Raw genomic sequence first — 18,038 nt, forward strand, 5'->3', positions numbered from 1 at the left:
AGTTGACAATAGAATTCAGGCTGCGCGGACGAAGCCGTCGAGAACCTTTTTGCTGCCTGCCTGGTCGAATTCGACGTCCAGCTTGTTGCCGTCGATGTCGACGATCTCGCCATAGCCGAATTTTTCGTGGAACACGCGCATGCCGATCGCGAGGTCCGAGCGCGGTTTGGCGCCGACCGAAGCGGCGGGCCCCTTTTCGTTGGGGGCGGGGGCGCGCGTGATGGTCGATGACGACGCGACGGCGCGTTGCCACGCGGGGCCGCGCGTCATCGTCCGTGCGGGATTGCGGTCTGCAACATGCGCGAAGGGATCGCCCTGCGCCGACCAGTTGGCGCGCCACAGGCTTTGTCCGCCGCCGAAGCTGTTCTCGCTTTCGACATGTTCGGGGGGGATTTCGGCGATGAAACGGCTTGGGATGCTGCTCATCCACTGGCCGTAGATGCGGCGGTTCGCGGCGTGATAGATGCTCGCGCGGTGGCGCGCGCGGGTGATTGCGACATAGGCGAGGCGGCGTTCCTCTTCGAGACTGGCGATGCCGCCCTCGTCCATCGACCGCTGCGACGGAAATACTCCGTCTTCCCAGCCGGCGAGGAAGACATGATCGAACTCGAGGCCCTTGGCGGCGTGGATGGTCATGATGGTGACAGTCTCGGCCTGATCGTCATTGTCGCGGTCCATGACGAGGCTGACATGCTCGAGAAAGGCTTCGAGCGACTCATAGTCTTCCATTGCCCGGACGAGTTCGGAGAGATTCTCCAGACGCCCCGCAGCCTCTGCGCTGCGGTCAGCCTGCAGCATTGCGGTGTAGCCCGACTCGTCGAGGATGAGCTGGGTCAGCTCGGGGTGCGACAGCTCGTTGGCCTTGCCCTGCCAATTTCGCATCTGCGCGATGAAATTGGCGAGCTGGCGGCGGGCTTGCGGGGTCAGCTCATCGGTTTCGGTGATCCGCGAGGCCGCGTGGAACAGCGGGGCTCGCTCGATCCGTGCGAACTGGTGGATGCGCGCCAATGCCTTGTCGCCGAGCCCGCGCTTGGGCACGTTGACGATGCGCTCGAACGCCAGATCGTCTGCCGGAGATTGCACGAGCCGCAGATAGGCGAGGGCATCGCGGATTTCGGCGCGTTCGTAGAAACGGAACCCACCGACGATGCGGTACGGCATGCCGATCGCGATGAAGCGGTCTTCGAATTCGCGCGTCTGGAACTGCGCGCGGACGAGGATCGCGGTACGGTCGAGGCTGACCTTGCGATGCTGGAGCGTTTCCAGTTCCTCGCCGATCCGCCGCGCCTCTTCGGGGCCGTCCCAGACACCGACGACGCGGACCTTGTCGCCCGCATCAAGATCGGTCCACAGCGTCTTGCCGAGCCGGTCGCTGTTCTGTGCGATCAGTGCCGAGGCGGCGGCGAGGATCTGCGGCGTCGAACGGTAATTCTGTTCGAGCCGGATCACCGTCGCGCCGGGGAAGTCCTTCTCGAAGCGGAGGATGTTCGCGACCTCGGCGCCGCGCCACGAATAGATCGACTGGTCGTCGTCGCCGACGCAGCAGATATTCTTGCGCGCCTGCGCGAGCAGCCGCAGCCACAGATACTGGCTGGCGTTCGTGTCCTGATATTCGTCGACGAGCACATATTTGAAACGCTGTTGATAATGTTCGAGCACGTCGCGGTGCGTCTTGAGGATCACCAGCATGTGGAGCAGGAGATCGCCGAAATCGCAGGCGTTAAGCGTCTTCAGACGCGCCTGATAGAGGGCGTAGAAATGCTGGCCTTTGCCATCGGCATAGGCCTCCTTGTCTGCCGCGTCGAGATCGGAGGGCGTGAGGCCGCGGTTCTTCCACTTGTCGATGAGGCCGGCAAGCTGGCGCGCCGGCCAGCGCTTCTCGTCGAGCCCTTCGGCCTGGATGAGCTGCTTGAGGACGCGAAGCTGGTCGTCGGTATCGAGGATGGTGAAATTGCTCTGGAGTCCGACCAGTTCGGCGTGGCGCCGCAGCATCTTCGCGCAGATACTGTGAAAGGTGCCGAGCCACGGCATCCCCTCGACCGCGTCGCCGATCATCCGCCCGATCCGCTCGCGCATCTCGCGCGCCGCCTTGTTCGTGAACGTGACCGCGAGGATTTCGGATGGCCAGGCGCGCCGCGTCGCGATGATATGCGCCAGCCGCGCGGTCAACGCGGCGGTCTTGCCCGTTCCGGCGCCCGCCAGCATCAGTACGGGGCCTTCGGTCGTCAGCACGGCCTGCCGTTGTGGGCCGTTGAGTCCCTGCAAATAGGGCGGATCCGAGGGGTCGGGGCGGGTCAGGTCGGGCGTCGAGGCGGGGAGGTCGGTCACGTGCGAACGATTAGGGAACAGCGACCGCGCTGTCCAGTGCGGGGACGCTCAGGCCAACCGGTCACGAAGAGCAACGAGGTCGATGCCGGCGCCGGTCCGTTCGAGTTCATCGACGGTGGCGAGCGCCATCGCGCGATAGGCGGGGAGGAGCGTCGGACAATCGGTGGCAAGCGCCGCGAGATGGCCTTCGATCGTCCGCCCGTCGCCGCGCAGCAGGGGGCCCGACAGGGCATCGAAACCGCGATCGAGGCCATTCTGCAGCGCCGCGCGGACCAGCGGCGCGAGCAGCGATGCCGGATCATCGACGCCCGCGCGCACCAACGCGTGCGATGCGCCGGTGAGAAGCGTCACCAGATGGTTCGAGGCATGGCAAAGGGCGGCGTGGTAGAGCGTGCGCTGCGCTTCGGCGATTTCGATCGATACACCGCCCAGCAGCGCAACGATGGCGCGCGCCTGCTCGGTGGCGCTTGCCGACGACCCCGTGACCGCAAATCGCGCTTGCGCCATTTGCGCCACCTCTCGCTCGGGATGGCCTGTGAAGGTCATGGCGGGGTGAACGGCGGCGGTCAGGGCACCCCGGTCACGGAGCGGTTCGAGAGTTGCTGCGCCGCTCCGCCCGCTGACGTGAAACACGAAGGTCGAGCTGTCTGCGACCAGCTCCCGCGCCAGTTCCCCGACCATGGAGGGGATCGCATCGTCGGAGACCGCGATGGCGATGACGTCGCAGTCGCTCGCCAGCCGGTCGAGCGACACCGCCACTTCGCTGCCGGTCGCCGCCGAGGCGGCACCGAGTTTTTCCAGTGACCGACCCCACATGAGCGGCGGTTCGATCGAATGGCTCGCGAGACCGACAGCCAGCGCCTGCGCGATGCGTCCGGCGCCGATGACGCCGAACTGTTCTATGCGGGAGCCTTCCATGACGATGGTTTAGCGCGGACGGCGATGCTTCGCCAATATCGATACACCTTGCACCGCGGCCGCAAAGGCGCTCAAAGCGCGCCGGCACAGTTGGGGGAGGGGCGTGGCCCATGGATCTGGCACCTTATCGGACACATCGGCGCATCCTGACCGCGAGCCTGGTCGGCACCGCGGTCGAATTTTATGATTTCTACATCTACGGGACCGCCGCCGCGCTGGTGTTCGGGCCGCTGTTCTTTCCCACCGAATCGGCGTCGGCGCAGCTCCTGTACAGCTTCATGACTTTCGGCCTCGCCTTTTTTGCGCGTCCCGTCGGCGCCATCGTCTTCGGCCATTACGGCGACCGGATCGGGCGCAAGTCGACGCTTGTTGCATCTTTAATGCTGATGGGCGGATCGACGCTGCTGATCGCCTTTCTGCCGACCTATGCGATGGTGGGCTGGGTCGCGCCGCTGTTGCTGTGCTTGCTGCGCTTCGGGCAGGGTTTCGGACTCGGCGGCGAGTGGGGAGGGGCGGCACTGCTGGCGGTGGAGAACGCCCCACCGGGCTGGCGCTCGCGGTTCGGCATGTTTCCGCAGCTTGGCGCACCGGTCGGTTTCATTGCGGCAAACGGGCTGTTCCTGCTGCTCGGGCTCGGCCTCAGCGATGCGGACTTCGCAAGCTGGGGCTGGCGGGTTCCGTTCCTGTTTTCCGCGCTGCTCGTCGGACTGGGGCTGTGGGTACGCCTCAAGATCGGCGAAACGCCCGCCTTCGCCGAAGCGATCGAGCGCGACGCGCCAGTCAGCGTGCCGCTCGGCGAACTGTTCCGCCACCATCTGATCGCGACGCTGGCGGGAACCTTCGCGGTCGTCGCCTGCTTTGCGATCTTCTATCTCGCGACCAGCTTTGCGCTTGCGCATGGCACCAGCAAACTCGGCTATCCGAAGGAGCAATTCCTGCTGATTCAGCTGGGCGCGATCCTTTTCATGGCGGCGGGGATCGTGTTCGCGGGTTATCGGAGCGATGCGTCGAGCGCGCAGCGCGTGCTGAGCCGGGGATGCGGCGCAACAATTCTCGTCGGCTTTCTGTTCGGTCCGTCGCTGGCGTCGGGAAGCTGGCTGGTCATCTTTCTGGGACTCGCCGCCGCGCTGTTCGTGATGGGGCTTGTCTATGGCCCACTCGGGAGCTGGCTGACCGAGCTGTTTCCTGTCCACGTCCGCTATACGGGCGCCTCGGTCGCGTTCAACGCGGGTGGCATCTTGGGCGGCGCGATGGCGCCGATTGTTGCGCAGGCGCTCGCCGAATGGCGGGGCACGCCCGTGGTCGGGCTTTACCTGGCGCTCGCGGGGCTGGTGAGCTGGCTCGGCCTGCTGATGGTCCGTCGGCCTAAGCCGGTCTGAGCAGCGTCAGTTTCGCCTTGCCGACCTTGCGTATCGCATCGATTGCAAACCCGGCGACCTCGACGGCTTCCTTATCGGCGGTTTCGATCGAGATCAGGCTGTCTGCGCCGACCCACCCAAGCCGGTTGAGCTTGTCGAGCGCGACGCTGCCCGCGCCGGTGCCGTAGGGCGCATCGAACAGCAGCAGGTCGAAGGTGCGCGGCGCGAGCCCAACGGCCAGAACCGAGCCGGCACGCACGTCGGCGCGGGGCGCCGCGCCAAGCGCCGCAAGATTCTTTTTGAGCGCGTCGATGGCCTCGCGGTCCTGTTCGCCGAACACACAATGCGCCGCGCCACGCGACAGCGCTTCGATACCCAGCGCGCCCGATCCTGCGAACAGATCGGCGACATGCAGCCCCTCGAAGCTGCCAAGGCGGCTCGCCAGCATCGAGAAAAGCGTTTCGCGCGTGCGGTCCGCGGTGGGGCGCGTCGCATCGTTTTTCGGCGCGAGCAGCTTGCGGCCGCGCCATTCGCCCGAAATCACCCTCATTTGTCGAGGCGCCGCCGGAACTGAAACAGCTCGTCGCGCGGGACGATTTCGACCTGTCCGACGTCAAGGTCGGCGATGGCGAACTGGCCGTACCGCGTACGGATCAGGCGGCTGACCTGCAGCCCGAGATGTTCGAGGACGCGGCGCACTTCGCGGTTCTTGCCCTCGGTAAGCGTCAGCTCGATCCACTGGTTGCGTCCGGTGCGGCGTTCGAGATTGGCGTCGATCTTGCCATAGCGGATGCCGTCGATCTCGATGCCCATGACCAGCTCTTCGAGCTGCTCCTGACTGATGTCGCCGAATGCGCGCGCGCGATAGGTGCGCTCGACCCCGCTCGCCGGCAGCTCGAGCTGACGCTTGAACTCGCCGTCGTTGGTCAGCAGCAACAGCCCCTCGGTATTATAGTCGAGGCGGCCGACCGGCATCAGTCGCGGCAGGCCCTTCGGCAGGATGTCGTAGATCGTCTTGCGCCCCTTGGGATCGCGCGCCGCGGTGAGGCAGCCCGACGGCTTGTGAAAGCGATAAAGGCGCGTCGAGACGGGCTTGGCGACCGGGTTGCCGTCGACGGTCAGCCCTTCGAGCGATGCCAACAGCGGCGCAGGCTGCACGATGACGTCGCCGTTGAGCGCGATCCGGCCCTCTTCGATCATCCGTTCGACGTCGCGGCGCGAGCCGACGCCGGCGCGGGCGAGCAGCTTGGCAATGCGCTGCGGCCCGTCCTCGCGCTCGGGCTCGGCTTTCAGCTTGCGCGGCGGGGCGTCAGCGCGCGCGGCGCGGCGACCGCGGGGGGCATCGGTCCTTGCGGCCGAACGGGGCGCGGAGCGGGGTGGGCGGCGGTCATTCATGGGAACGGGGACTGCTTTCTTGGCGTTTCAGGCCATGTAACTGTGGCTTTGTGATCACGCTCATAGCCGGAAAAGTGTCGCTTCGTCGATGGCAAGCAGAAGCGATCTTGCAGGACGGGGCGGAGCGGGTCATGGCGACCTTAAAGGGAGTTTTTATGCTCTTCGCGTCCCGCCCTACGTGCATCAAGCGCCTTCTGGTCATCGAGGATGATCCGCTGACGGCGTTCGACAACGAGCATACGCTGAAGCACAGCGGTTATGACGTCGTTGCGACGGTCGATTCGGGCGAAGCGGCGGTCGCGGTGATCGCCTCCGAACAGATCGATGCGCTGGTCCTGGACCTCAGCCTCGCCGGGCATATGAGCGGCCGCGAAGTCGCCCGCATCGCGCGCGACCGCGGCATCGCGGTGCTGCTTGTTACCGGCCAATGCCCTGTCGATGCCGAGGAGATGGCGGTCGCCTGCCTTGGTAAACCGCACAGCGCCGCCGCGCTTGTGTCCGCGCTGAAGGCTGTCGAGACGATGACCTGCAAAAACAAGACCCCGCGCAAGGTGAGCGGACTGACGACTTTCTGGCGGCCGCAGGCCGCGTAACCGAGACGCGCCAAGGAACGAACCCGCCCTGACAGTCTTCGGGACCGACAGGGGTCGAGTATGAAATATTCACATATCGCTGCCTTTTCGACGATGGCTATCGCGGCCGCCGTTGCGGGCGTCTGGTCCGCGCATGCCGACTCGACCAAGCCCGGCTTCGTCGCGACCCGCCCGGTGCTAGTCGAACTGTTTACCTCACAGGGCTGCTCTTCGTGCCCGCCTGCCGATCGACTGCTCGAAAAGCTGGACGGCGAGGGGGCGGTCGTGGCGGTCAGCCGCCCGGTGACCTATTGGGATCGGCTTGGCTGGAAGGACACGCTGGCGAGCCCCGCGAACGACCTTTTGCAGCGCCGCTATGCCGCACGCGGGCTGCCCGGCGGCGGGGTCTACACGCCGGAGGCGGTGGTCCAGGGCCGGGCCGCGGCCGTTGGATCCGACGAGCGCGCGCTGCGCCAGCTGATCGCATCGTCAGCGCGCCGGGCGGGGGCCATCGAGCTCGCGCAATCGGGTGATCGCGTCGCGGCATCGCGGGCGCAGACGGGCGTCGAACTGCGCTTCCTGGCGATTGCCCGCCGCGCGAGTGTCCCGGTCGGCAGCGGCGAAAATAGCGCACGTCGGCTGACTTATTCGAACGTGGTGCTCGACGAGGTAGTGGTGCCCTGCGCGCGTGATGCCGCGTGCGCATCCTCAATTCCCGTCAGCATCGCGAACCGCCGCGGCGCCGATCGCTGGGTAGCGGTGCTGCAGGACCTTGACGGCGGAACCGTGCGCGCCGTGCGCTGGATCAGGCGAAGCGCCAAATAGTCGCTTCCAATTTGGCCCCGACCCATTAGGCGTTGGCGCTTCGGGCAGTACATCCATCCGGATGAGCGCAGGTCGAGCATCCGACGGATGCAGGGGGGAGAGCCGGGTTGCAGCCAGATACGACGACACCGCCGCCGCAGGGCTGGTGGGACAGCATCCGGCCTTATTTCGAGCGCGCCCCGCTGGCCGCCTTCCTTCTGGGCCTGTCGTCGGGCTTTCCCTATGCAATGATCGGCGCGACGCTGACGACCCGACTGGCCCAGGACGGGATCGACAAGAAGACCGTGACGGCTTTTACCCTGGCCTTCCTGGTCTATAATCTGAAGCCGCTCTGGTCGTGGATCGTCGATGGCGTCCGGCTGCCGGGGCTGGGCGCGCTCGGCCAGCGTGTTTCGTGGATGATCCTGGCCGCGGTGCTGGTGATGGCGGCGGTTGCGAATCTTGCCCTGCAGGAGCCGAAGGCCGACATCTACCAGACGGCGATCGCCGCCATTCTCGTGGGTTTGGCGGGCGCGACCTTCGATATCGTCATCGATGCGTATCGCATCGAGATTCTCAAGCCCGAACAGCTCGGGATCGGTTCGGGGATGAGCCAGTACGGCTGGCGTATCGGGTCGGCGGGCGCCGGCGCCCTTGCGCTATTTCTGGCTGCGCGCTTCGGCTGGCAGCCCGCCTATCTCGCCTGCGCGCTCTTTGCTTTGCCCGCGGTCATCGCCGTGCTGTGGCTGGGCGAACCCGACCGGCATCGCGATCCCGCCCAGCGCAAGGGGGGCAGCGCGATCTTCCGATCGATTATCGGGCCTTTCACCGAATTTTTCCAGCGGCAGGGCGCGTTGCTCGTGCTGCTGTTCATCCTCGTGCACAAGATCGGCGATACGCTTGCCAATCTCACCTTCCGCCTGCTCTTCGACGATCTGGGCTATACCAACGACGAGATCGCGATCTATGACGTCGGGATCGGCTTCTGGGCCTATCTGATCGGCATCTTCGTCGGCGGTATCATGTATGCGCGCATGGGTATGAAACGATCGGTGCTCGTCAGCCTGATCCTGATGGCGGTATCGAATTTCAGTTTCGCGCTCCTCGCGGCGACGGGAAAGAGCAACTTCGGTATGGCCGGTGCGATAGGCTTCGAGAATTTTGCGAGCGGTATCGGCGGCGTCGTCGTGGTCGCCTATTTCTCGGCACTCTGTGACCTGCGCTTCACGGCAGCGCACTATGCGCTGATCTCGTCGGCGGCGAGCATCGTTGGACGCTTCGTCACCGGCACGACAGCTGGCGGCCTCATCGAGACCTTCGGCTACGTGCAATTCTATCTGCTCACGACCGTCGCGGCGGTGCCGGGTGTTTTGCTCTTCTGGTGGATGATGCGGACCGGGCTGGTCGACCTGTCGGTCGGCTCGGCGGGCAAGGCCGAGGGCAGCGAAGAAACACCACTCAAACCCGTGGGTTGAGATCGTGCACCTTCTGTTGCTCTCGATCGCGTTGCAATTGCTCTGCATCGTTCATGTTTTCCGCACCGGGCGCAATACTGCGTGGATCATGGCAATCGCCTTTCTGCCGATGGTCGGTATGCTCGCCTATTTCATCGTCGAAATCCTGCCCGGCCTGCGGCACGACCGACGCGTTCGCGATGTCCGAACGAAGGTCGCCGACAAGATGGATCCCGAGCGGCGCGTGCGGGCTGCGAATGATGCAGTCGAATTCAGCAATACGGCGGGCAACCGCCTTGAACTTGGCGACGCGCTGATGGTGCGCGGTCGGTATGATGAAGCTCTGAAGCAGTTTCGCGAGGCCGAACGGCTGTCTCCGCACGTCGATCGGGCAATCGGGATGCGGATAGCCGAAGCGGCTTACGAAGCCGGACGTTTCAGCGAGGCGCTGGCAGCAATCGACAGGCTGCCGGAGACGATCTCGCAGACCGAGCTCGACCGGCGAACGCTGCTGCGTGCGAAGGTCGCCGAAGCCGATGACCGTCCACATGACGCGCTACCGCTCTATCGCGATATCGTCGAGCGCGTACCGGGCGACGAAGTACGTTGCCGCATTGCGGCGCTATTGATCGCTCAAGGTGACCGGCGCGGAGCCCGGGCCTTGCTACAAGAGGTCGAGCAGCGAATGAAGCGCACCCCGCCGGTGACGCTGAAGGCCGAAGCGGCGATGTACGACTGGGCCAAACGGACGCTTGCCGAACTGCGCTAGGCGGGTGGCTCGCCGTTGAGATCGAGCACGACGCCGCCGAGATAGAGCGATCCGCAGATCAGCACGTCGCCCGCGAGACGACGCTCGGCGATGTGGCGCAGCGCCGCGCTCACGTCGTCGCACGGCTGCGCGTCGACGACACCGAGGTCCGACTGAACCCATTGGCACAGATCCTTGGGATCGCGATGCTCGTGCCCGGGGATCGGAACGGCCTGAAACGATGCGATATGGTCGGCAAAGGGGCTGAGAAAGCCCATTGCGTCCTTGTTGCGGAGCAGGCCGCAGACGATGTGGAACGGCAACCGACCGCCCATCGCACGCGCCAGCGCGGCCCCCGCGTCGGGATTGTGCCCGCCGTCGAGCCATATTTCGCGGCTACCGGGGACGAGCGCGGTCAGCGGTCCGGGTCCGAGCTTTTGCATCCGTCCGGGCCAGAAAGCGGCCGACACGCCAGATGCGATAGCGGCTTCGCCCGGACGTGGGCCGGGGGCGATATGGAGCATCGCGATGGCCAGCCCGGCATTGCGCATCTGATGCAGGCCCGCCATCCTTGGCTCGAGAGCCTCGGTGATCGAGCCCGAGTTCGATTGCCAGCGAAAACCGTTGCCCTCGGGCTCGATCGCCCAGCCATCGCCTTCGGAAAACAAAGTGCCGCCGACCGCGGCGGCGCGCTCGCCGACCAGCTTCATGACGGCGTCGGGGTAGCGAAGCGTGGCCAGGGCGGAACCCGGCTTGAAGATGCCGGTCTTTTCCCATGCGATGCGCTTTATGGCTTCCGTTGGCACACCCTCTTCCGGCGCAAGCAGGAATGCCTCGTGATCGATACCGAGCGATGCAATGCCGCAGACGGCGGGCGCGGGGATGATATTGGTGGCGTCGAGGCGGCCGCCGAGGCCGACTTCGATGATGCAATCGTCCGCCGGAGCGCGCGAGAAAACGAGAAAGGCGGCCGCGGTCGTGACCTCGAAGAAGCTCGCCTGCAGCCCCTCGGCCATGTCGAGCACCTCGGCGAGCAACGGCGCGAGCAGCGCATCGTCGATCAGGGTCCCGGCAAGGCGGATACGCTCGTTGAAGCGGACGAGATGCGGGCTGGTATAGGCGTGGACGCGGCGCCCCTGCGCCTCAAGGATCGCGCGGAGGAAGGCGCAGGTCGACCCCTTGCCGTTAGTGCCCGCGACATGGAAGGTCCGCGGCAACCGGTTCTGGGGATCCCCGAGCCGGCGGCAGAGCTCCGCAATGCGTTCGAGGCCCAGGATATCGCGGCCCGGCGACAACGCGCCAAGGCGGTCCAGCTGCGCCTGAACCGCCGGGTCGTCGGAACGGGCGAAGTCAGCCATCGGAAGGGCCGCTTGAGGCTCAGGCCGCCTTTTCGGGCGCCAGATAGCCGATCAGGCGGCCGAGCGTTTCGGGCAGGTCCTTGCGGTGGACGACCATGTCGATCATCCCGTGGTCGAGCAGATATTCGGCGCGCTGGAACCCCTCGGGCAGCTTCTCGCGGATCGTATTCTCGATCACGCGCTGCCCGGCGAAGCCGATCAGGGCGTTGGGTTCACTGATCTGGATGTCGCCGAGCATGGCATAGCTGGCGGTCACACCGCCGGTCGTCGGATCGGTCAGCAGCACGATATAGGGCAGGCCCGCCCGGCGGAGCCGCTGGAGCGCGACGGTCGCGCGCGGCATCTGCATCAGCGAGAGCGTGCCTTCCTGCATTCGCGCGCCGCCGGCCGCGGTGATCGCGATATAGGGAACACGGCGCTTGATCGCCTGTTCGACGCCCGTGACAAAGGCTTCGCCGACCGCGACACCCATCGATCCGCCCATGAAGGCGAAATCCTGAACCCCGATCACGGCTCCCTTGCCCGAAATGCGCCCGAACGCGTTCTTGTATGCGTCGCGGTCGCCGGTCTGCGCGCGCGCCGCCTTGATGCGGTCGACATATTTCTTGGTGTCGCGAAACTTCAGCGGATCCTCGGGCGCAGGCGGCGAGGCGATCGGTTCGTGCACGCCACCGTCGAACAGCTGCGCAAAGCGCTCTTTCGCGCCGATGCGGTCGTGATGGTCGCAGCGCGGGCAGACGTTCAGATTGTCTTCCCATTCCTTGACGAACACCATCTGCTGGCACTGGCGGCATTTGTGCCAGAGATTGTCGGCGGTGTCGCGCTTCGCGGTGAAGGGCAGGGCGTTGCGAACGCGGTCGAGCCAGCTCATGCGGCGATCTCCTTTGCGCCGCGGATAGCATGGGCGAGCGAGCGGGTGAAGGCCTCGACATGCGGCGCCGCGGCGTCGCCATGCTCGGCGATAATGTCGATGAAGGCCGACCCGACGACGACGCCATCGGCGACCTTGGCGATGGCGGCGGCCTGTTCGGGGGTGCGGACCCCGAAACCGACGGCGACGGGCAGGTGGGTGGCTTCTTTGAGGCGCGCAACGGCTTCGTCGATGCTCGCTTGCGCGGCCTGCTGCTGCCCGGTGATGCCGGCGACAGAGACATAATAAAGAAAGCCGCCGGCGCCTTCGAGGACGGCGGGCAGGCGCGCGGCGTCGGTGGTCGGAGTGGCGAGGCGGATGAGATCAACCCCGGCGGCACGGAGCGCGGGGCCGAGTTCGGGATCTTCCTCGGCAGGAACATCGACGCAGATGACGCCATCGACGCCGGCACGCGCGCATTCGGCGGCAAACCAATCGCCGCCGCGGATCGTCATCGGGTTGGCGTAACCCATCAGGACGAGGGGGGTGTCGGGATGGCGGTTGCGGAAGGCGGCGGCGATCGCGAAGATGTCCGCGGTCGTCGTGCCTTTGGCGAGGCTGCGCAAGTTTGCGGCCTGGATCGCGGGGCCGTCGGCCATCGGATCGGTGAAGGGCATACCGAGCTCGATTACGTCGGCGCCGCCCGCGACGAGCGCGTCGAGGTTCGCGGCGGTGTCGCCGTCACCCGCGGTGATGAAGGCGACGAGTGCTGGGCCCCTGGAAAAGACCGAAGCGAAGCGGGTCATAGAGCCCTCTCCCCTTCAGGGGAGAGGGTTGGGAGAGGGGCACGACCTGCAAACAGTGCAAGCTGGGTCAGCACGCCGTCGATATTCGTCATCACATCATGATTGGTAAATCTGATCACTTGATAACCCTGTTCTTCGAAATATCTGCTTCTCGCCAGATCGTAACTCTCTTGGACTCCATGCGTATCGCCATCGACTTCAACGACGATCATCGGCTCTCTCGAAGAGAAGTCGGCGATATAGCGTCCGATAACTTTTTGCCGGCGAAATTTGATGCCGTTGAAACGCTGGGCGCGAAGTTCGAATCACAAGCGGATTTCCGGTTCGGTCTGTTCGCGGCGCATTTGCCTGGCGAACTCGATGAGCCGTCGGTCTCGCATTCGTCCCCCTCTCCCAACCCTCTCCCCTGAAGGGGAGAGGGCTTTTAGAGCGCTACCCCCAACGCATCCGCCACCGTGAAGATATCCTTGTCGCCTCGGCCCGAGCAGTTGACGATGATGATCTTGTCCTTGCCCAGCGTCGGCGCGATGCGTTCGGCGGCGGCGATCGCGTGGGCGCTTTCGAGCGCGGGGATGATGCCTTCGAGCTTGGTCAGCTTCTGGAAGCTCGCGAGCGCCTCGGCGTCGGTGACGGGTTCGTAGCGGACGCGGCCGATTTCGTGGAGCCAGCTATGCTCGGGGCCGATGCCCGGATAGTCGAGCCCCGCCGAGATGCTGTGCGCCTCGGTGATCTGGCCGTCCTCGTCCTGGAGCAGATAGGTCTTGTTGCCGTGGAGGATGCCCGGCTTGCCGCCCGCCAGGCTGGCGGCATGCTTGCCTTCCAGACCTTCGCCGGCGGCTTCGACCCCGACGATCTCGACTTCGGCGTCATCCAAGAAGGGATGGAACAGCCCGATCGCATTGGAGCCCCCGCCGACAGGAGCGATCAGCATGTCGGGGAGGCGACCTTCGGCTTCGAGAATCTGTTCACGGGCTTCGTCGCCGATCACCGACTGGAAATCGCGAACAAGCTCGGGATAGGGGTGCGGCCCCGCGACGGTGCCGATGATGTAGAAGGTGTCGTGGACGTTCGCGACCCAGTGGCGCAGCGCCTCGTTCATCGCGTCCTTCAGCGTCTTCGCGCCGCTCTCGACCGCGACGACTTCGGCGCCGAGCAGCTTCATGCGGAACACATTGGGCTGCTGCCGCGCGACGTCGACGGCGCCCATGAAGATGGTGCAGGGCAGGCCGAACAGCGCGGCGACGGTCGCGGTCGCGACGCCGTGCTGGCCGGCGCCGGTCTCGGCGATGATCTTTGTCTTGCCCATCCGCTTCGCGAGCAGGATCTGGCCGATGCAATTGTTGATCTTGTGCGCGCCGGTGTGGTTGAGATCCTCGCGCTTCAAATAGATCTTCGCGCCGCCGAGGTGTTCGGTCAGCCGCTCGGCAAACCACAGCGGGCTCGGGCGACCGACATAATGTTTCAGCAGATGGTCAAACTCGGCCTTGAAAGCCGGGTCGGCCTGTGCCGCGCGATAGTGACGTTCGAGGTCGAGGATCAGCGGCATCAGCGTTTCGGCGACATAGCGGCCGCCGAACTGGCCGAAATGGCCGCGCTCGTCGGGTCCGGTGCGAAAGCTGTTCGGAAGGGTCGTGGTCTCAGTCATGATCATTTCCATCGGCAAGGTTGGGGCACGCGCTTCGAGATAGTCTCAAGCGATCAGCGCCATCGTTTGCCGATAGCCGTGACGGAGGCGAACCGTGTCATCATGCGGCGACCGCTTTAAGGAAAGCAGCGATCTTGTCCACATCCTTGACGCCCGGTGCACTTTCGACACCCGATGAAACATCGACGAGCGGCGCGCCGGTCTCGGCGATCGCCTGCCCGACATTCGCGGGCGTCAGGCCGCCCGCGACACCCCAGTCGATTGCATGGCGATGATTCTTGAGCAGCGACCAGTCGAAACGCGTCCCGGTACCCCCCGGAAGCGATGCGGCAGGAGCGTCGTAGAGAATACGATCGGCGGCGCCTTCATATTGCCGGACACGCTCCAGCGTCCCGGCATCCCTCAGTCCCACGGCTTTCCAGACCTCCGCGGGTACAAGTCGCTTCACCCGCGCGAGCCATTCGGGCGTCTCGTTGCCGTGGAATTGGACGATGTCCGGGCGAACCTTGCTGAGCGCATCACCGGTCAATTGCTGCGAGGCATTGACCAGCAGCAGCGCGACCTTGACCTTGCCCTGCGCGCGCTGACGCAGTTCGGCCGCGAGATCGAGCGCGACATGGCGCGGACTCGGCTCATAGTGGACAAGGCCGATATGGGTCGCGCCGAGACGAATGGCAGCATCGACCGTTTCGGGCGTCGACAGCCCGCAAATCTTCACCAACGGTGGCATGGAATACTTTCTAGAGCGTGGCTTCGATCTCGCGCGCGGCGAGATCGGGGTCGGCCGACTGGCTGATCGGGCGGCCGACGACGAGGATCGAGGCGCCATCCGACATGGCCTGGGCGGGCGTGACAACCCGTTTCTGGTCGCCGACCTTGCCATTCGCCGGGCGGACGCCGGGGACGACGAAGAAACCGCCGGGCCAGACCTTGCGCGCCAGCTTCACCTCGCGGCCCGAGCAAACGATGCCGTCGAGCCCGGATTCGCGCGCCAGCTTGGCCAGACGGACGACCTGATCGTCGGGAGCCCCAACGACGCCTATATCTTCAAGGTCGGGCGCATCGAGGCTGGTGAGGACGGTCACCGCGACAACCTTCGTGTTGAGACCCGCCACCGCCTTGGCCTCTTCCATCATCGCGCGGCCACCGGCGGCGTGAACGGTCAGGATCGCGGCTTCGAGCGGCCGCAGCGCCTGGATCGCCTTGGCCACGGTGTTCGGAATGTCATGCAGCTTGAGGTCGAGGAAGATCGGCAGGCCGAATTTCGCCATTTCGTGCACGCCATGATGGCCGTTGGCGCAGAAGAATTCGAGCCCCAGCTTGAGCCCGCCGACATGATGCCGCACCTTTTGCGCCAGCGTCAGCGCGGCGTCGAGATGCGGGGTGTCGATGGCAAGATAGATGGGGGAGGTCATGGAATATCCAGTGGCAGGGTTGGGGAGTTGGTGCCGCCCGCGGGCGGCGTCGCCGCAGGGGCGGGCGCCGACGCCGGCTGGACCGGTCGATTGGCGAGTGCACGCAAATCCGAAAGCTGCCGTTCGCTCGTGTCGAGTCGACGCTTCATCGACCAGCGCGTGGTGCGAAGCGCGATCCACATCGGCACGCTACCGATCAGGAAGGAGACCAGCACGACCAAAGGAAGTTTCGTCTCCGCTTCCCAGCCGGGCCAGATCGTGACCGTAACGACGCGCCAGTTCGCCATCGCAAATATCACCAGCACCGCGGTCAGCAGAACCCAGATGATCGTCCGCAACGTCCCCATTCGCTTCGCTCCTCCGCAGGCTGGCCTCGACCCTATGACAGATTTGCGAGCGTTTCCAGCCTATGCCTTGCCGAAAACGCGATCGAAGATCGTGTCGACCTGCTTCATGTGATAGCCGAGATCGAACAATTCGGTGAGTTGTTCGGCCGACAGGCGTGCCATCACATCCGCATCGGCCTTGAGCAGTTCAAGCAGCGAAAGCTGTCCGTCCGATTCCCAGACCTTCATCGCGTTGCGCTGGACGAGTGCGTAGCTGTCCTCGCGGCTAGCGCCCGCCTGCGTCAGCGCGAGCAGGACGCGCTGCGAATGGACGAGGCCGCCCATGCGGTCGAGATTCTTCTGCATCCGCTCGGGATAGACGAGCAGCTTGTCGACGACCCCGGTCAGGCGCGCGAGCGCGAAGTCGAGCGTGATCGTCGCGTCGGGGCCGATGAAACGTTCGACCGACGAATGGCTGATGTCGCGTTCGTGCCACAGCGCGACATTCTCCATCGCGGGGATGACGGCGCTGCGGACCATGCGCGCAAGGCCGGTCAGATTTTCGGTCAGCACCGGGTTGCGCTTGTGCGGCATTGCGGACGAGCCCTTCTGGCCCGGCGAGAAATATTCCTCGGCCTCGAGCACTTCGGTGCGCTGGAGGTGGCGGACCTCGATCGCCAGACGCTCGATCGACGAAGCGATGACGCCGAGCACGGCGAAGAACATCGCGTGACGATCGCGGGGGATGACCTGCGTCGAGACCGGCTCGATCGCGAGGCCAAGCTTCGCCGCGACATGCGCCTCGACGCGCGGGTCGATGTTCGCGAAGGTGCCGACGGCGCCCGAGATGGCGCAGGTCGCGATCTCGGCGCGCGCGGCGACGAGGCGGGCTTTGCAGCGCGAGAATTCGGCATAGGCCTCGGCGAGCTTCAGCCCGAAGGTGACGGGTTCGGCGTGGATGCCGTGGCTACGGCCGATCGTCGGCGTGAGCTTGTGCTCGTAGGCGCGGCGCTTGATCGCCTCGAGCAGCGCGTCGAGGTCGGCGAGCAGGAGGTCGGCCGCCTGGCTGAGTTGCACCGCGAGGCAGGTGTCGAGCACATCGCTCGACGTCATGCCCTGATGCATGAAGCGTGCTTCATCGCCGACATTTTCGGCGACCCACGTAAGGAAGGCAATCACATCATGCTTGGTGACGACCTCGATCGCGTCGATCGCCTCGACGTCGATTTTCGGATTGGTGGCCCACCATTCCCACAAGGCCTTGGCGGCGGATTTCGGAACGGTTCCCAGCTCGGCAAGCGCGTCGGTGGCATGCGCTTCGATCTCGAACCAGATGCGAAAACGATTCTCGGGCGACCATATAGCCGTCATGTCGGGCCGAGCGTAACGCGGAACCATTGAAATTCCTTCCTTTTGTGTCGCTTCGTCGCAAATCGGCAGCGAATTCGCGACGGGGCGCCCCCTAGCAGGGCCGGGGCGTTTAGCCAATCGCGGCAACCACGCAACTTCCCCGAAGCCCGCGCGGTTGATCTTGTGCCCGTTCCCGAAGGCGCTCGATCGCAACCGCTGGTCGGCCGCCGCTACAGGAGAATAATCATGATGAAGCAAGTCCTTTTGATCGGCGCCGTCGCTGTCAGTTTCCCGGCGCTGGCCCAGAATACGCCGCCGGCCGACCCGACCGCGCCCCCGCCTGCCGAGCAGGCCGATCCGGCTGCGCCTGCTCCCGCGAGCGCTCCGTCCGCGGGTGAAGCCGCCAAGCCGGCACCTTCGGGCGCGGCCGCCACGCCCGCACAGGTTGCGCAGATCGTCAATCAAGAGTTCGCATCCTATGACGCGGACAAGAGCAGCGACCTCAACCAGTCGGAATTCGCGGCCTGGATGAAGAAGCTGCGCACCGCGACCGAGCCGTCGATCGATCCCGAATCGGAGCAGGTCAAAACCTGGGTCGGCCAGGCTTGGGCAGCGGCGGACGCCGACAAATCGGGTGCCGTCAGCAAGGACGAACTGACCGGCTTCCTGTCGCGCGGCGCCTGATTTTCAGCGCCGTTGGTAAAGGAGCGT

General features: G+C 65.3%; 20 protein-coding genes. 7 read left to right on the forward strand and 13 right to left on the reverse strand.

Going from position 1 to position 18,038, the window contains the following annotated elements; genetic code table 11:
- Positions 1-15 precede the first annotated feature (15 nt).
- Both QOL68_RS07000 and QOL68_RS07005 read right to left on the reverse strand, forming a co-directional pair.
- Positions 16-2,328: an ATP-dependent helicase gene (locus QOL68_RS07000; RefSeq protein WP_282948157.1), complete on the reverse strand. Its 2,313-nt coding sequence runs from the start codon at positions 2,326-2,328 to the stop codon at positions 16-18.
- A 48-nt stretch (positions 2,329-2,376) separates the two neighbouring features.
- Complete coding sequence (locus QOL68_RS07005; protein WP_282948159.1) at positions 2,377-3,246, reverse strand: Rossmann-like and DUF2520 domain-containing protein; 870 nt, start codon at positions 3,244-3,246, stop codon at positions 2,377-2,379.
- Between the two features lie 110 nt (positions 3,247-3,356).
- On the opposite strand from QOL68_RS07005, the gene QOL68_RS07010 reads away from it, so the two are divergent.
- On the forward strand, positions 3,357-4,625 hold the full coding sequence (locus QOL68_RS07010; RefSeq protein ID WP_282948161.1) for an MFS transporter: 1,269 nt from the start codon (positions 3,357-3,359) through the stop codon (positions 4,623-4,625).
- Here the strand turns inward: QOL68_RS07010 and rsmD are convergent.
- Both rsmD and QOL68_RS07020 read right to left on the reverse strand, forming a co-directional pair.
- Positions 4,612-5,154, reverse strand: coding sequence for a 16S rRNA (guanine(966)-N(2))-methyltransferase RsmD (gene rsmD / locus QOL68_RS07015; RefSeq protein WP_282948163.1), 543 nt, complete (start codon positions 5,152-5,154; stop codon positions 4,612-4,614). The genes QOL68_RS07010 and rsmD overlap by 14 nt on opposite strands.
- Positions 5,151-5,999, reverse strand: coding sequence for a pseudouridine synthase (locus QOL68_RS07020; protein WP_204992837.1), 849 nt, complete (start codon positions 5,997-5,999; stop codon positions 5,151-5,153). The genes rsmD and QOL68_RS07020 overlap by 4 nt, the downstream gene beginning before the upstream one ends.
- A 155-nt stretch (positions 6,000-6,154) precedes the next feature.
- Here QOL68_RS07020 and QOL68_RS07025 point away from each other — a divergent pair, with 155 nt between their 5' ends.
- The 4 genes from QOL68_RS07025 to QOL68_RS07040 all read left to right on the forward strand — a co-directional run bounded on the left by QOL68_RS07025 (position 6,155) and on the right by QOL68_RS07040 (position 9,598).
- Positions 6,155-6,592 carry a response regulator gene (locus QOL68_RS07025; RefSeq protein WP_058455829.1) on the forward strand — a complete coding sequence of 146 codons (438 nt, stop codon included), beginning with the start codon at positions 6,155-6,157 and terminating at the stop codon, positions 6,590-6,592.
- Between the two features lie 60 nt (positions 6,593-6,652).
- Positions 6,653-7,396 (forward strand): DUF1223 domain-containing protein, encoded by a 744-nt coding sequence (locus QOL68_RS07030; protein WP_282948166.1) that lies wholly within the window; start codon positions 6,653-6,655, stop codon positions 7,394-7,396.
- A gap of 107 nt (positions 7,397-7,503) precedes the next feature.
- Positions 7,504-8,850, forward strand: a complete 1,347-nt coding sequence (locus tag QOL68_RS07035) for an AmpG family muropeptide MFS transporter (protein WP_282948167.1) — start codon at positions 7,504-7,506, stop codon at positions 8,848-8,850.
- A 4-nt stretch (positions 8,851-8,854) separates the two neighbouring features.
- On the forward strand, positions 8,855-9,598 hold the full coding sequence (locus QOL68_RS07040) for a tetratricopeptide repeat protein (protein WP_282948169.1): 744 nt from the start codon (positions 8,855-8,857) through the stop codon (positions 9,596-9,598).
- On the opposite strand, the gene QOL68_RS07045 is transcribed toward QOL68_RS07040, so the two are convergent.
- The 4 genes from QOL68_RS07045 to QOL68_RS07060 are packed head-to-tail and all read right to left on the reverse strand — an operon-like array spanning position 9,595 to position 12,866.
- Positions 9,595-10,935, reverse strand: a complete 1,341-nt coding sequence (locus QOL68_RS07045; RefSeq protein WP_282948171.1) for a bifunctional folylpolyglutamate synthase/dihydrofolate synthase — start codon at positions 10,933-10,935, stop codon at positions 9,595-9,597. The two genes, QOL68_RS07040 and QOL68_RS07045, sit on opposite strands and share 4 nt — an antisense overlap.
- Positions 10,936-10,954: 19 nt before the next feature.
- Positions 10,955-11,806, reverse strand: coding sequence for an acetyl-CoA carboxylase, carboxyltransferase subunit beta (gene accD, locus QOL68_RS07050; protein ID WP_058455834.1), 852 nt, complete (start codon positions 11,804-11,806; stop codon positions 10,955-10,957).
- Complete coding sequence (trpA, locus tag QOL68_RS07055) at positions 11,803-12,591, reverse strand: tryptophan synthase subunit alpha (RefSeq protein WP_282948174.1); 789 nt, start codon at positions 12,589-12,591, stop codon at positions 11,803-11,805. The genes accD and trpA overlap by 4 nt, the downstream gene beginning before the upstream one ends.
- A complete protein-coding gene (locus QOL68_RS07060; protein ID WP_349252321.1) occupies positions 12,588-12,866 on the reverse strand; it encodes an endonuclease domain-containing protein in 279 nt (92 codons plus the stop codon). The genes trpA and QOL68_RS07060 overlap by 4 nt, the downstream gene beginning before the upstream one ends.
- Between QOL68_RS07060 and QOL68_RS07065 the strand changes: the two genes are divergently transcribed.
- Positions 12,771-13,001, forward strand: a complete 231-nt coding sequence (locus QOL68_RS07065) for a hypothetical protein (RefSeq protein WP_282948176.1) — start codon at positions 12,771-12,773, stop codon at positions 12,999-13,001. The two genes, QOL68_RS07060 and QOL68_RS07065, sit on opposite strands and share 96 nt — an antisense overlap.
- Positions 13,002-13,015: 14 nt before the next feature.
- On the opposite strand, the gene trpB is transcribed toward QOL68_RS07065, so the two are convergent.
- From trpB to purB, 5 genes are all read right to left on the reverse strand, one after another.
- Entirely contained in the window at positions 13,016-14,236 is a 1,221-nt protein-coding gene (trpB, locus tag QOL68_RS07070; protein ID WP_282948178.1) for a tryptophan synthase subunit beta, read from the reverse strand.
- A gap of 100 nt (positions 14,237-14,336) precedes the next feature.
- Complete coding sequence (locus QOL68_RS07075; protein WP_204992829.1) at positions 14,337-14,966, reverse strand: phosphoribosylanthranilate isomerase; 630 nt, start codon at positions 14,964-14,966, stop codon at positions 14,337-14,339.
- A 10-nt stretch (positions 14,967-14,976) separates the two neighbouring features.
- Positions 14,977-15,651, reverse strand: coding sequence for an orotidine-5'-phosphate decarboxylase (gene pyrF, locus QOL68_RS07080; RefSeq protein WP_058455837.1), 675 nt, complete (start codon positions 15,649-15,651; stop codon positions 14,977-14,979).
- A complete protein-coding gene (locus tag QOL68_RS07085; protein WP_282948182.1) occupies positions 15,648-15,998 on the reverse strand; it encodes a lipopolysaccharide assembly protein LapA domain-containing protein in 351 nt (116 codons plus the stop codon). The genes pyrF and QOL68_RS07085 overlap by 4 nt, the downstream gene beginning before the upstream one ends.
- 60 nt (positions 15,999-16,058) lie before the next feature.
- A complete protein-coding gene (gene purB / locus QOL68_RS07090; protein WP_282948184.1) occupies positions 16,059-17,375 on the reverse strand; it encodes an adenylosuccinate lyase in 1,317 nt (438 codons plus the stop codon).
- A 198-nt stretch (positions 17,376-17,573) separates the two neighbouring features.
- Between purB and QOL68_RS07095 the strand changes: the two genes are divergently transcribed.
- A complete protein-coding gene (locus tag QOL68_RS07095; RefSeq protein ID WP_282948189.1) occupies positions 17,574-18,011 on the forward strand; it encodes an EF-hand domain-containing protein in 438 nt (145 codons plus the stop codon).
- Positions 18,012-18,038: the final 27 nt, after the last annotated feature.

It is taken from the genome of Sphingopyxis sp. Geo25, from assembly GCF_949769135.1.
Taxonomy (GTDB): Bacteria; Pseudomonadota; Alphaproteobacteria; order Sphingomonadales; family Sphingomonadaceae; genus Sphingopyxis.